11 protein-coding genes are annotated in these 13,084 nt (G+C 74.0%); 4 read left to right on the top strand and 7 right to left on the bottom strand.

Annotation, left to right across the window (positions count from 1 at the left end):
- The first annotated feature begins 58 nt into the window (after positions 1-58).
- Both IO30_RS0116900 and IO30_RS0116895 read left to right on the top strand, forming a co-directional pair.
- Positions 59-1,105 (top strand): sensor histidine kinase, encoded by a 1,047-nt coding sequence (locus tag IO30_RS0116900; RefSeq protein ID WP_078904743.1) that lies wholly within the window; start codon positions 59-61, stop codon positions 1,103-1,105.
- Positions 1,102-1,767 (top strand): response regulator, encoded by a 666-nt coding sequence (locus IO30_RS0116895; protein ID WP_031143853.1) that lies wholly within the window; start codon positions 1,102-1,104, stop codon positions 1,765-1,767. Before IO30_RS0116900 ends, IO30_RS0116895 begins: the two co-directional genes overlap by 4 nt.
- Positions 1,768-1,820: 53 nt before the next feature.
- On the opposite strand, the gene IO30_RS0116890 is transcribed toward IO30_RS0116895, so the two are convergent.
- On the bottom strand, positions 1,821-2,555 hold the full coding sequence (locus tag IO30_RS0116890) for a carbonic anhydrase (protein WP_031143851.1): 735 nt from the start codon (positions 2,553-2,555) through the stop codon (positions 1,821-1,823).
- Between the two features lie 329 nt (positions 2,556-2,884).
- Between IO30_RS0116890 and IO30_RS0116885 the strand changes: the two genes are divergently transcribed.
- A complete protein-coding gene (locus IO30_RS0116885) occupies positions 2,885-3,331 on the top strand; it encodes a hypothetical protein (protein ID WP_031143849.1) in 447 nt (148 codons plus the stop codon).
- 78 nt (positions 3,332-3,409) lie between these two features.
- On the opposite strand, the gene IO30_RS0116880 is transcribed toward IO30_RS0116885, so the two are convergent.
- On the bottom strand, positions 3,410-4,438 hold the full coding sequence (locus tag IO30_RS0116880; RefSeq protein WP_037894329.1) for a helix-turn-helix transcriptional regulator: 1,029 nt from the start codon (positions 4,436-4,438) through the stop codon (positions 3,410-3,412).
- Between the two features lie 132 nt (positions 4,439-4,570).
- Here IO30_RS0116880 and IO30_RS0116875 point away from each other — a divergent pair, with 132 nt between their 5' ends.
- Positions 4,571-5,710 (top strand): winged helix DNA-binding domain-containing protein, encoded by a 1,140-nt coding sequence (locus IO30_RS0116875; protein WP_373316454.1) that lies wholly within the window; start codon positions 4,571-4,573, stop codon positions 5,708-5,710.
- Here IO30_RS0116875 and IO30_RS0116870 read toward each other — a convergent pair.
- The 5 genes from IO30_RS0116870 to IO30_RS0116850 are packed head-to-tail and all read right to left on the bottom strand — an operon-like array spanning position 5,632 to position 13,066.
- Complete coding sequence (locus tag IO30_RS0116870; protein ID WP_037894299.1) at positions 5,632-6,504, bottom strand: ECF transporter S component family protein; 873 nt, start codon at positions 6,502-6,504, stop codon at positions 5,632-5,634. The genes IO30_RS0116875 and IO30_RS0116870 overlap by 79 nt on opposite strands.
- The gene (locus IO30_RS0116865; RefSeq protein ID WP_031143843.1) at positions 6,501-8,162 is read right to left on the bottom strand and encodes an ABC transporter ATP-binding protein; all 1,662 of its coding nucleotides are present in this window, start codon (positions 8,160-8,162) and stop codon (positions 6,501-6,503) included. The genes IO30_RS0116870 and IO30_RS0116865 overlap by 4 nt, the downstream gene beginning before the upstream one ends.
- Positions 8,159-9,346 carry an energy-coupling factor transporter transmembrane component T gene (locus IO30_RS0116860; protein WP_031143842.1) on the bottom strand — a complete coding sequence of 396 codons (1,188 nt, stop codon included), beginning with the start codon at positions 9,344-9,346 and terminating at the stop codon, positions 8,159-8,161. The genes IO30_RS0116865 and IO30_RS0116860 overlap by 4 nt, the downstream gene beginning before the upstream one ends.
- Positions 9,347-9,350: 4 nt before the next feature.
- Entirely contained in the window at positions 9,351-10,280 is a 930-nt protein-coding gene (locus IO30_RS0116855) for a hypothetical protein (RefSeq protein WP_031143840.1), read from the bottom strand.
- Positions 10,277-13,066 (bottom strand): prenyltransferase/squalene oxidase repeat-containing protein, encoded by a 2,790-nt coding sequence (locus tag IO30_RS0116850; RefSeq protein ID WP_031143838.1) that lies wholly within the window; start codon positions 13,064-13,066, stop codon positions 10,277-10,279. The genes IO30_RS0116855 and IO30_RS0116850 overlap by 4 nt, the downstream gene beginning before the upstream one ends.
- Positions 13,067-13,084 lie beyond the last annotated feature (18 nt).

Here is a 13,084-nt window from a genome sequence, read left to right as displayed (position 1 = left end):
GCAACGGCCGGAGCAACGGTCGAGCAGTCGGCGAAGGCCGGTCGGGGTGGCGGGGCAGATGCTGGGGGACCGGCCGGAAAGGCGTGGGGCCGTGTCGTTGTACTGGCGGATCTTCCTGCTGAACGCAGGCGTACTGGCCCTCGCGGTGCTCCTGCTGCTCGGCCCCGTGACGGTGTCCACCCCCGTCCTGCTGGGCGAGGCGGTGGTCGTGCTCGGCGGGCTGGCCGTGATGCTGGTCGTCAATGCGCTGCTGCTGCGGATCGGGCTGGCCCCGCTCGCCCGCCTGAACCGGGCGATGGCCACCGCCGACCTGCTCAGGCCCGGCGCCCGCCCGGCCGTCGCCGGGGACGGCGCGGTCGCCGAGCTCACCGAGACCTTCAACGCCATGCTCGACCGGCTGGAGACCGAGCGGGCCACCAGCAGCGGCCGGGTGCTCTCCGCCCTGGAGGAAGAGCGCAAACGCATCGCCCAGGAGCTCCACGACGAGATCGGCCAGACCCTCACCGCGGTCCTCCTCCAGCTCAAGTACGCCGCCGACCGTGCCCCCGAACCGGTCCGTACCGACCTGCACCAGGCCCAGGAGACCACCCGCGCCAGCCTGGACGAGATCCGCCGCATCGCCCGCAGGCTGCGCCCCGGCGTCCTGGAGGAGCTGGGCCTGCACAGCGCGCTGCGCTCCCTGGCCGCCGAGTTCACCACCCCCGGCCTGAGCGTCACCGCCCACATCACCCCCGGCCTGCCCCACCTGGACCCGGCCACTGAGCTCGTCCTGTACCGGGTCGCGCAGGAGGGGCTGACGAACGCCGCCCGGCACTCGGGCGCCACCCGGGTCGAGGTCCACCTGAGGCCCCTGCCGCGTGGCCGCGTCGGACTGCTGGTGCGCGACGACGGTCACGGGCTCCGGGATGCGCCCGAGGGCGCGGGCATCCGCGGGATGCGCGAGCGGACCCTGCTGATCGGCGCCGAACTCGGCATCGGTCCGGGCCCGCACGGCGGCACCCAGGTCCGTCTCGACGTCACCGACACCGCGCACGACCGCGCCCCCGCCGGCACCGGCGACCGCACCACCGCCCGCAGCACCGACACCACGGGGGCCACCCGATGAACCAGCCGGACGCCGGGCCCGCCCGCATCCTGCTCGCCGACGACCACACCCTCGTCCGCCGCGGCGTACGCCTGATCCTCGACGCCGAACCGGACCTGAGCGTGGTCGCCGAGGCCGCCGACGGGGCCGAGGCCGTCGCCCTGGCCCGCGCCGCGGAGGTGGACCTGGCGGTCCTCGACATCGCCATGCCGCGGCAGACGGGGCTCCAGGCCGCCCGTGAACTCGCCCGGATCCGTCCCGGCCTGCGGATCCTGATGCTGACCATGTACGACAACGAGCAGTACTTCTTCGAGGCCCTGCGGGCCGGGGCCTCCGGCTACGTCCCCAAATCCGTGGCCGACCGGGACCTCGTCGAAGCTTGCCGGGCGGCGCTGCGGGACGAACCCTTCATCTACCCCGGCGCCGAGACCACCCTGATCCGCACCTATCTGGACCGGGCCCGCACCGGCGGTCCGCTGCCGGACCGGCCCATCACGGAACGCGAGGAGGAGATCCTCAAGCTCGTCGCCGAGGGGCACAGTTCCAAGGAGATCGGCGACCTCCTCGTCATCAGCCCCAAGACCGTCGAGCGCCACCGCGCCAACCTGCTCCAGAAGCTCGGCCTGCGCGACCGCCTCGAACTCACCCGTTACGCCATCCGCGTCGGCCTCATCGAGCCCTGAGCGCCGGCCCTGAGCGCCGGCCCTGGGGCGCCTCGGCGTGCCCTGACCGCCGTTCAGTGCAGTCGGCGCACCCGCTGGTCGGTCAGCGCGTACCGGGCGCCGACCGCGGTCAGCTTCCCCGCCGCGATCCTGGAGACGAGCTCGGGTTCCGCGGCCAGCCGGGCCCGGACGAGGAGCGCGTTCGCGGTGATGGCGGCGTCCACCCGGGCGTCGCCCTGCAGGCGGTGGTCGATCGCGGGGCGGATCTGATCGGCGAGGTACTGCATGTGGCCGCGCAGCCGGCCGCCCTCCTCGTCGGCCCGGACCGCGGCCGTCACCGCCCCGCAGGACTGGTGTCCCAGCACCACGATGAGCGGGATGGCCAGTTCCAGGACCCCGTACGTGACGCTGGCCAGCACCGCCTCGTCCAGGACGGAGCCCGCCGAGCGAACGGACAGCAGGTCGCCGAGCCCCTGGTCGAAGACCAGCTCGGGCGGGACCCGGGAGTCCACGCAGCCCAGGACCACGGCGAAGGGATGCTGTCCGGACACCACGGTCCGCCGGACGGCCGGGGTCTCGTCGGGATGGCGTTCGTGCAGCGTGCGCCAGCGCCGGTTGCCCGCGCTCAGTTCCCGCCAGGCCGATTCCGGGGTGGCGGGGCGGGCGCTGTTGGGCCCGGCGGAGGTGGCGGCCGGGAGGACCGGGCGGCTGGACACCGCTCCGGCGCACACAGCGGCCGTCACCGTCAGCGCGGTCCGGACGAACCGTCGCCGCCCCGGAGACTCCTGGCCCTCATTAGTTTCCGTCATAACGGGACAAAATAGGCGCACTTCGATGCTGATGCGCCGTCTGGCACTCGTCTTTGCCCGGACCTCGGGTCCATCGATTCCTGTACGTACCCCTGGGCCGGGGTCGCGGAAGGCTGGGCGGTGGGTGCCGTCGGTCACCGGGCGGCCGGGGCTCTCTTCTCCCGTATAGGTCCAAATGGGTGTAGATCTGTAAAAAGCGGAGAATCTACCCATACCGAGAATCGTGGGAGCAATCCACGGGGCGGGTGGTGGCGAATACCTGTCGAGGCTCCTCCGGGGACGAGGAGCCGGTCACCCGGATCATCGGTGAGGTGTAGGAGGCGAGACGTATGACCGTTTCCATCAGATTCCGTCGCATGGCCGTGGGCGTGGCCACGACGGGACTGCTCGTAGGAGGCGCCGCCCTCGGCGGCGCGGGCAGCGCGGCCGCCGCGGCCGCACCGGCAGCGACGTCCACGGCGGTGTCCGTGAGCCCGTCCGTGGACCGTGACCGCGACCGGAACGACCGCTGGGACGGCAAGCAGGACCGCAAGCACGACCGCAAGGACCGGCACGACCGCTGCAAGTGGGTGAAGGGCCACTGGGGCAAGACCTGGGTCAAGGGCCACTGGGAGAAGAAGTGGCACCACGGCACCTGGCACCCGGGCCACTACGACCACCACGGCCGCTGGCACCAGGGCTGGCAGGGCAAGGGATGGTTCAAGAACCACTGGGTCCCCGGCCACTACACCAGCCACTGGGTGCCGGGTCACTGGAACTGCCACAGCAAGTGGTGAAGAACGGCAGGTGACGACGGGCCCCGGGAGCGGATCCCGGGGCCCTGGGCCGTGTCGTCGAAGCGGCCGCAGTTCGCCTCACCGGCCCGGCGCCACCCCCGAACCAGGGCCGGCGCCCGCGGACGCCGCCGCATCGGCGTACCGGCGGGCCAGGTGCGCGAAGGCGTCCGCCAGCTCGGGCGGTCCGACGACCTCGATGTCGGCGTCGAAGGCACCGACCGCGGCGGCCAGCCCGGCCCACGACCAGGAGCCCAGCACCAGACGGCACCGGTTGGGGCCCAGTGCCTCGACGACCCCGTCGCGGCTGTAGCGGGACACGACGGCCGCGGGAAGGCCGAGGACCACCTCGCCGCGGCAGGGCAGGCCCCCTGCGCCGTCCGAGCCCCGGAACCGGTCGGCGACGAAGGCCGCCACATCCCCTCCGGGCACCTCGCGCGGGATGAACCGCGGTCCTGTCGGGGTGCGCGGAGTCATCCGGTCCGCACGGAAGGTGCGCCAGTCCTCGCGTTCGAGGTCCCAGGCGACGAGGTACCAGCGGCCGCCCCGGGCGACGAGGTGGTGGGGCTGCACCCGGCGCGGCGGATTCTTGGCGAGGTCCCCTCCGGAACCGGCCGTGAACTCCGGCGTGTAGTCGAAGCGCAGCACCTCACGGGCGTGCACCGCGGCACTCAGAGCCAGCAGGACCCCGCTGCCGACCTGCGGGTTCGCCCCCGCTGCCGCACCCTGCACGGCGGTGACCCGCAAGGTGTCGACGCGATGGCGCAGCCGGGCCGGCATGACCTGCCGGACGGTGTACAGCGCCCGCTGTGCGGCCTCCTCGATGCCCGCGCCCGTGACGGTGGCCAGCTGGAGCGCGACGGCGAGCGCGACGGCCTGCTCGTCGTCGAACAGCAACGGGGGCAGCTCCGCACCGGCGTCGAGCCGGTACCCGCCCTCGGGGCCCTTGGCCGACACCACCGGGTAGCCGAGTTCGCGCAGGCGGTCCACATCGCGGCGTACGGTGCGCGCGCTGACGTCCAGCCGCTCGGCCAGCACCGCCCCCGGCCAGTCGCGGCGGGCCTGGAGCAGCGAGAGGAGCGCCAGGAGCCGCGCCGAGGTCTTCTGCATGAACCCCATCGTGCCCCGAGAAGCGGTCACATCCTGTCCGCTTCTCCTGCGACCGTTTCCGCACCGAACCGACCGAACCGACCGAACCGACCGAACCGACCGAGCCGGCCGATGCCGGCAAGGACACAAGACATGAGGAGCCCGTCGTTGTCCCCCAAGGCCGTGCCCGTCCTCGGCACCCGGGCACTGAACCGCGCGACGCTCGCCCGGCAGCTGCTGCTCGACCGCGCCGACGCACCCGCCCTCGAAACCGTCGCCCACCTCGGCGGACTGCAGGCGCAGGAACCGCAGGAACCGTACGTCGGACTCTGGTCCCGGCTCCGCGCCTTCGACCCGGCCGAGCTGTCGGACCTGCTGACCGGGCGGAGCGCGGTGCGCACCCACCTCATGCGCCGCACCGTCCACCTCGTCACCGCCGAGGACGCCCTGGCCTGGCGGGCCCGCCACGCGGCCATGCTGCGCCAGCGGGTGCTGGGGACCTACCGCCGGGAACTGGCCGGGGTCGACCTAGAGGAGCTCGCGGCGGCGGGCCGGGCGGTGATGGCCGACGGCGAACCCCGCTCGATGGGCGAACTGGCCCGGGCCGTGGCGGCGCGCTGGCCGGAGCCGGGACCGCGGCCCCTGGGGGAGATGCTCGTCGCCGCGCTCCTCCCGATGGTGCAGCTGCCTCCGCGCGGGCTCTGGCGCACCAAGGCGGGGGTGCGCAACGCCCTGATGTCGTCCTGGCTGGGCCGCGAGGCCGACCCGCTGCCCCCGGACGCCACCGACCCCGTGGGCCAGGCCCTCGTACGGCGCTACCTCGGCGCGTTCGGCCCCGCGGCCACGTCCGACCTGCGCGCCTGGTGCGGCCTCGCCGGGCTGCCGGCCGCGGTCACCGCGCTGCGCCCGGAACTCGTCACCTTCCGCGACGAGCGGGGCCGCGAACTGCTCGACCTGCCGGGCGCCCCCCGTCCCGATCCCGACACCCCCGCCCCGGTGCGGTTCCTGCCGGCCTTCGACAACGCGGTCCTCGGCTACCAGGACCGCAGCCGGATCATCGACGACGCGCACCGGGGCCTGTCGGTCGCGGGCGAGCGCGTCGTACTCGTCGACGGCCGGGTCGCCGCGACCTGGACCCTGGACGCCGGAGTCGTGGTCGTCTCCCCGCTGGGCCCTCTCTCCCGGGCCGACCGCACGGCTCTCACCGAGGAGGGTCAGGAACTGGCGTCGTTCTTCTCCGGTGACGGTGATTGTGACGGTGACGGCGTACGGATCGGCGCGTCCCCCCGCTGAGCCACGAAGCGGACCGGGGCCTGGAAGCGTGCCTTGCGGGCCGCCCGGCGGAAGACCGTGAGGACCGCGGGTCCGGCCAGGAGGATGCAGACGAGATTGGTCACGGCCCGGCCGGTGTCCCAGCCCAGCGAGGTGGCGAGGTCGAAGGCCAGGTAGCGCTGGAACTGCTCGGTGAAGGGCAGCCCGGGCAGATAGGCGATGGAGCTGTTCGGGTCCAGCGAGAACGGCCAGAAGGAGAGGTTCAGCAGGAAGCCGAAGAGGTATCCGGAGACCGAGCCGTAGGCGGCCAGCATCAGCACCTCCCGGCGGCCGGTGGCCCTGGGCAGCAGCCCGGCCAGCATGCCGACGAAGGCGCAGCCGAACATCTGGTACGGCATCCAGGGCCCGACCCCGCCCGTGATCAGGGCCGAGGCGAACAGCGAGGTGCAGCCGAGGGTGAAGCCGAAGCCCGGTCCGTAGACGCGCCCGGCCAGCACGAGGACGAAGAAGACCGTCTCGATGCCGGCGGTGCCCGCGCCCAGGGGCCGGATGGCCGCATTCACCGCGGACAGCACCCCCAGCATGGCCAGGGCCTTGGAGTTGATGCCGCCCTCGGCGATCTCGGAGACGACCACGCACAGCACGACGACGAGCAGGACGCCGAAGATCAGCGGCGGGGCGTAGTTCGAGCCGAATTTGCCCGGGGCGACGAGGAACGGCCAGAAGAACGCGACGACCCCGAGGAAGGCGGCCATGGCGATGACGACCGCGGCCCGGCCGTTGATCCGGATGGCGGCGGTGGCGCGTGCGGTCATGAGGCCGGTTCCGTCCGGTGGGGGGCGGCGAGCACGGACGACACCTGGCCGACCGTGAGGAAGGGCAGCGGCGCCAGGACCTTCGCCGTCTGCGGGGCGAAGACCGGGGAGGCGACGATGACCTCCGAGGTCGGGCCGTCGGCGACCACGTCCCCCTCCGCCATGACCACGACCCGGTCGGCGGCCCGGGCGACGAACTCGACGTCGTGGGTGGAGATCACCACGGCGCGGCCCTCCGCCGCCAGGTCGTCGACGATCCGGACGAGTTCGTTCTTGGCGCGGTAGTCGAGTCCGCGCGTGGGCTCGTCGAGGAGCAGCACGCGGGGCGCCGCCGACAGCTGGATCGCGAGGACCAGGGCGAGCTTCTGGCCCTCGGACAGGTCGCGCGGGTGGGTCGTGTCGGGGATGCCCGGTGCCAGCCGGTCCAGGAGGGTCCGGGCCGTCAGGGCGTCCGGCCCCTCCACCCCGGACTCGGCGTCGGCCTGGTCGAGTTCCTGCCGGACGCTCTCCAGGTACAGCAGGTCGGTCGGCGTCTGCGGGACCAGGCCCACCAGAGCGCGCGCCTGCGCCGCGGAGAGCTTGCGCGGGTCGAGGGACTTGCCGGGGGAGGCGGGTACCACCTCCACCGAGCCGGACTTGCGCGGTCCGGAACCCTGGAGGGCCCACAGGAGGGAGGACTTCCCCGATCCGTTGCGGCCCATCAGCGCGGTGACCTCCCCGCCGTGCAGGGCCAGGTCGACCTCCCGTACGGCCGGCACGCCCTGGTAGGTCACGGTGACACCGCAGGCGGTGAGCAGCTGCGGCCGTCCGGCCGGGGGCGCGGGCCGTACCGGCGGGGGCGTGGCGCCGGCCAGCCGCGCGCGCAGCGGGGCGGCCGCCCGCCGGGCGTCGCGGATCGACAGCGGCAGCGGGGTCCAGCCCGCTCTGCGGCCGAGTTCCACGACGGGCGGGGCGATGGACGCCGTACGGAAGACCTCGGCGGGGAGGCCGCAGACGACGCGGCCGTCACCGGGCAGGTGGATGACCCGGTCGGCGTACTGGACCACCCGCTCCAGGCGGTGTTCGGCGAGGAGCACGGTGACACCGAGGTCGTGGACCAGGCGGGTGACGGCGGCCAGTACCTCCTCGGCGGCCGTCGGGTCCAGGGCCGAGGTCGGCTCGTCCAGCACGAGCACGCGCGGGTGGGCGGTGAGCACCGAGCCGATGGCGACGCGCTGCTGCTGCCCGCCGGAGAGCTCGTGCAGGGCGCGGTGGCGCAGGTCGGCTAGACCGAGGAGGTCGAGGGTCTCCTCGACGCGCTTGCGCATGGTGGCGGGCGGGACGGCCAGCTGCTCCATGGCGTAGGCGAGTTCCTCCTCGACGGTGTCGGTGACGAAGCCGTCGAGCGGGTCCTGTCCCACCACGCCCACCACGTCGGCGAGTTCGCGGGGCGGGTGCCCCGCGGTGTCGCGGCCGTCGACGAGGACGCGGCCGTAGAGGGTGCCGCCGCTGAAGTGCGGGACCAGGCCGTTGACGGCGCCGAGGAGGGTGGACTTGCCGACACCGGTGTGGCCGACGACGAGGCAGAGTTCGCCTTCCTCGACGGTGAGGTCCACATCGCGCAGGACCGGTTCGGCCGTGTCCTCGTACTGGACGCTGACCTGGTCGAAGGTGATCACTTGGGTTCCTCGGTGCGCTGTGCGGGGACGGCCGGGCGGCCGGGGGCGGTCGGCGGCGGGGCCAGGAAGCCGGCGGCCCCGGCGAGGAGGATGGCGGCGGCGGGTACGAGCGGCAGGGTGGGCCAGCTCAGCGGGTAGATGGACGGGTTGAGCTCGGCGGCGTCGAAGCCGACGTTCGTGAAGAGGAGGAGGGCGGAGAGCACCCCGCAGCCGGCGACGGCCCATTCGGCGAAGCGCCAGGGGTCGGGCCGGTAGGTGGTCCGGGTGATGCGGCGGCCGGCGAGGCGCAGTCCCGCGAAGCACAGCAGCGTGCCCGCGCCCATGGCGGGCAGGCCCAGCAGCTTCGGCGCGGTCGCGTCGAGGAGCCCGTACGCCCCCGCGCAGAGCCCGCACATGCCGAGGAGCATCAGGGCTCCGGTCAGGCGCCGGGAGCGGCGGGTGGCGGTGCCGGCCCGGCCGTAGCCGCGCGAATCCATGGCGGAGGCCAGCCGCAGGGAGCGCTCCAGGGCGTCTTCGAGGACGGGGACGATGATGCCGCGCAGGGCCCTGAGCCCCTTGGAACGGCCGGCCCGCAGCCGCTTGGCCCGGTGCACGCGCTGGACGCTCTGCACGAGCTGGGGGGCGACGCTGATGGACACGGTGACGGCCACGCCCAGCTCGTAGAGGGCGCCGGGCAGCACGCGCAGGGCCCGCTTGGGGTTGGCGAGGGTGTTGGCCGCGCCGATGCAGCACAGCATGCAGGCCAGGCGCAGCCCGTCGGTGGCGGCCGAGAGCAGGGCCTCCAGGGAGACGGGTCCGCCCAGTTGGATGCCCGCGTACCAGTCGGGGGTGGGGATGTGGGGGAGTGAGAAGAGGAAGTGGTCGCGGGGGGTGACGCCGGTGGCGAAGACCGCGCGGAAGAGCACCCGGATCGCCACGACGGTCAGCGCCAGGTAGAGGTAGTACTTGAAGCCGCGCGCCCAGGGGGCCTCGGTGCGGCGCATGGTGATCACGTAGCCGAGGACCGCGAGGACGAGGAACAGCAGCAGCGGGTTGTTGGTGCGGCTGACCGCGGTGGCCAGGGCCAGGGCCCAGATCCACCAGGCGACCGGGTGCAGGGTGCGGGGCAGCCGGCGGCCGCCCGTGTCCGGCGCGGGGCCGGACACGGGCGGCTTCCCCGCCGGCGCGGTGGTGGTGCGTGGCACGCGGCTACTCCGTACGACGGCGGCGCTTGGCCGCGAACAAGGCGGCGGCGCCGATCAGCAGCACCAGCGCTCCGGTGGCGACGGCGGGCAGGTACGAGCCCGCGTCGTGCTCGGCGTCGGCCGCCGGGGCCGCTTCGACGACCTCGGGACCGGGCGCGGCCACCGCCGGGGCGCTGGACGTCGGCGCCGCGGACGGCGTGGGCGGGACGCTCTCGGAAGGGCTCGCCGAGGCCGAGGGGCTTTCCGGGGGCATGGGGCCGGGCGCCGTCGCCGTCGGCGGGGCGGCCGGGGGCGGATTCTCCGGCTTGGGACCGGTGTTGACGCCCGGCGGCAGGGGCGCCGCCGTACGGGTGTCCTTGGGCACGGGGCGGCCGTCACCGGCAGGCCGGGCGTTCTTGGCGCGCAGCTGGTCGGGGCTGACCGCCGGGCGGCCCTCGGTGCCTTCGAGGTCCGTACCCCCGAAGGTCCACAGGTCGACGCTGCCGGGCTTCGGCTTGTAGAGCATCGCCCCGAGCTGGCTGTACTCCCAGGTGTTCTGGCCGGGGCCCGCGTGCCAGTACGACCAGTAGGCGGAGGCGGGCGGGGTCAGGACGCAGTCGTCCTGCTGCGGGGTCGGGTACTGCTTGCCGCCCTGGTGGCCGCTGTACCCGATGCGGCAGATGAAGGCGGGGCCGTCGTGCCCGGTGCCGGTGGTGGCCCAGCCGCCCTGGTTGAGGAGCTCGTAGCCCGTGGTGGGCGTGGTTCCGCAGGAGCGGTACACGGGGCCGCCCCAGTGGCTGAAGTCCACGGCGAGGACGACTCCGGAGGAGGTGGTGCACTGGCCCATCGGCTGCGGGGCGGCCCCCGCCGGGGCCGCGGTGGCGGCGAAGGCCGCCACCGTCAGCCCCAGGGCACCGGCCGTCCGGGCCAGGGCGCCCAGGAAGCGGCCGCTCATGCTCCGCCCCCGGTCGTGCTGCGGCGGCTGCGCGCGGTGCGGGTGGCCCGGGTGACGCCCCAGCCCCCGAGGACCAGGACGACGGCCGCCGCGGCGAGTCCGCCGATCTGGGCGCCGGTGGAGGCGAGGCTGCCACCGGCCGGACGCGGGCCGCCGGAGGAACCCGTACCGCCCGCGTCCTCGCCCGGGGTGACGATCGCCGGGGCGGAGGGCTTGACCGAGCTGCTGGGGACGGGCTCCGGGGTCGTGCCGTCCAGGCTGCGGGTCAGGGTGGCGAAGGAGATGCCGGTGGTCCCGCCGACGGCCTGGGTGGAGGCGCGGACGTCGGATCCGGGCTGGGCGCCCTTGGCGATGTTGAACCCGCCGTCGGCATTCTGCTGCGAGGCCAGGAACTTCCGGGCCTTCGCGATGCGGTCCGCGTACTTCGCGGAGTCGAGGGACAGGCCCTGCACGGCCAGCGCGGCGGAGTTCACGGAGTTGCCGGAGGCGCCGGGGAAGCCGCCGTCCGCCAGCTGCTGGCCGGCCAGCCACGCGAGGGCCTTGTCCACGGCCGCCTGCGAGCCGGCGTCGGGCAGCAGGTCCAGGGTCATCGCGGCCATCGCGGTGGAGTCCACCTCAAGCTTGCTGTCCTTGCCGATCACGCTGCGCCAGGCACCCGAGGGGTCCTGGAGGCTCTTGAGGTAGGCGATGGGTTCGGCCGCGGCGGCCGACTCGCCCGCCCGGACCTGGGCGATGACGCCGAGGGACTGGGAGAAGACGGAGTCGGCGTGGCTGTAGTTGCCCTTGTCCGCGCAGGCCCGGTCGGGAGCGGGGGACTTGGCCGGGCAGATGCCCTTGGCGAGCGCGGCGATCAGGTCCTTGCCGCCGAAGTTGCGGGGATCGCGGCCCACCGCCTCGGCGAGCACCGCCGTCTTGCCGATGGAGCCGCCGCCCGCGTACTTGGTGCCGGTCATGGTCCAGTCGTGGACGCCGCGGCCCGTGCCGTCCTTGCCGCCCTTGTCGAGGAAGTCGACGATGTTGCGCAGGGCGGTGTTGTCCTGTCCGGTGGCGGCGAGCGCGTACGCGCCGTCGATGGTCATGCCGTAGTCGGCGAAGCCGCTGCCCGGGGCGTTCTCGTAGTAGCGGCCCTGGACCAGCCGGGCGCGGTCGGTGAGGTAGGCGGTGCCCTTCTTCAGGTCGGGCCCGTCACCGGCCGGGGGAGTGGGCCCCGGCGTGGTCGGGGCCGGGGACGGCTTCGGCGGCTCGGCCTTCTTGGTGGTCAGCGTCACCAGGTCGGTCTTGGCCGCTGCGAGGACGGCCGCGGTGGTGGCGTAGAACAGCGGGTCGGTGGCGCCCTCGTCGGAGGAGAAGGCCCCGCCGTCGAGCTGCTGCGAGGACAGCCAGAAGAGGGCCGCGTCGGCCCGGGCCGGGTTGCCCAGTGCGCGCAGTGCCTGGGAGGCGAAGGCCGTCATGTAGGCGTTGCCGGTGGTGCCGCCCGGCGCGCCGGGTGTGCCGCCGTTGCGGAGCTGCATCTTGCGCAGGAAGGCGGTGCCCTCGGCCACCACCGGACCGTGGCCGCCCGCCCGCTTGAGGGCCAGCAGGACCAGGGTGCTCGCAGCGGGGTCGCTGTCGCAGGCCTCTTCGGGACGGATCATGATGCCGGTGAAGCCGCCGTCCTCGCACTGGAGGCCGGTCAGCCGGGTCACGGCGTCCGCGGGCGGGGTGACGCCGCCGTTCAGCAGGGCGATGAGGGCCATGGCCTGGCCGTCGGCCTGGTTGGCGGTGCGGAAGTCGCCCTTGGTGACGCATCCGGGCAGCGGCTCGGGAATGTCGGCGCCGCTCGGGCAGACGTACTTCACGAGGTCGCCGAGCAGGTCGCGGCCGCCGAAGGCACGGGGATCCTTGCCGGTGGCCTCGGCGACGAGGGCCAGTCGTGCGGCGGCCGTGGCGTCCGGGGCGGCGTCCTTGCCCGCCGGGTAGGCGTACGCCAGCGTGTGCGCGGGGGTGGCGAGGAAGCCCGCGGCCTTCTGCGCGGCGGGGCTCTTGGGGTCGGCCGCGGCCAGGGCGAGGACGGCCTCGGCAGTGGCCGCGTAGTCCGGGTCGGTGGTGCCGTCGACGACGACGCGCTCCCCGTCCTTCAGCTTCGCGCCGACCCAACGGGTGGCGGCGGCCAGGTCGACCACGCCCGGCGGCACGTCCGGCACCTCCGGGTCCGGCTCCGGCTCCGGGGAGGGGCCCGAGCCCCCGGCCCGGACCTGTGCGGGGGTGAACTTCGGCTTGCCGTTGGTGCCTTCGACGTCCGTACCGCCGAACACCCAGGCCTCCACGTCACCGTGCTGGGGGACGTGGGACATCGCTCCCAGGGAGCTGTAGGTCCACTTGGTGTCGCCCGGCGAGGCGTGCCAGTACGACCAGTAGCCGGTGGCCTGTGGGGTCAGGACGCAGTCCTCGACCTCCGGAACGGGGTACTGCTTGCCGGAGTTGAAGGAGCCGAAGCCGAGTCGGCAGACGAATGCGTCGCCGTCCTTGCGGGTGCCTTCGGTGCTGAAGCCGGCCGTGTGCAGCAGCTCGTAGCCCGTGGTGGGGGTGGTGTCGCAGCCCCGTTCGACCTTGCCGCCGAAGGGGCCGAAGTCGACCGCCACGACGGCCCCGGTGGTGGCCGTGCACTGGTCGAGGGGATCGGCGTTCGCCGCCGTGGGCGTGAGGAAGGCCACTCCCGCGCCGATCGTCAGGAACGACGCCGTCCCCAAGGAGAGCATCCGCCGCCCGATGCGTACGTGCCGTGCTGCCTGTTCTTCGGTGCCCACCGCGGCCCTCGTCTCTGC

The organism is Streptomyces xanthophaeus, assembly GCF_000725805.1.
GTDB classification, from domain to species: domain Bacteria; phylum Actinomycetota; class Actinomycetes; order Streptomycetales; family Streptomycetaceae; genus Streptomyces; species Streptomyces xanthophaeus.
The sequence above is the reverse complement of the archived record's forward strand: the minus strand, read 5'-3'. Positions and strand labels throughout refer to the sequence as shown.

Excerpts from the sequence above, each read along its gene's own strand:
- IO30_RS0116875 (WP_373316454.1), top strand. The coding sequence starts at position 4,571 with ATGAGGAGCCCGTCGTTGTCCCCCAAGGCCGTGCCCGTCCTCGGCACC.
- IO30_RS0116880 (WP_037894329.1), bottom strand. The coding sequence starts at position 4,438 with ATGCAGAAGACCTCGGCGCGGCTCCTGGCGCTCCTCTCGCTGCTCCAG.
- IO30_RS0116870 (WP_037894299.1), bottom strand. The coding sequence starts at position 6,504 with ATGACCGCACGCGCCACCGCCGCCATCCGGATCAACGGCCGGGCCGCG.
- IO30_RS0116885 (WP_031143849.1), top strand. The coding sequence starts at position 2,885 with ATGACCGTTTCCATCAGATTCCGTCGCATGGCCGTGGGCGTGGCCACG.
- IO30_RS0116855 (WP_031143840.1), bottom strand. The coding sequence starts at position 10,280 with ATGAGCGGCCGCTTCCTGGGCGCCCTGGCCCGGACGGCCGGTGCCCTG.
- IO30_RS0116895 (WP_031143853.1), top strand. The coding sequence starts at position 1,102 with ATGAACCAGCCGGACGCCGGGCCCGCCCGCATCCTGCTCGCCGACGAC.
- IO30_RS0116900 (WP_078904743.1), top strand. The coding sequence starts at position 59 with ATGCTGGGGGACCGGCCGGAAAGGCGTGGGGCCGTGTCGTTGTACTGG.
- IO30_RS0116890 (WP_031143851.1), bottom strand. The coding sequence starts at position 2,555 with ATGACGGAAACTAATGAGGGCCAGGAGTCTCCGGGGCGGCGACGGTTC.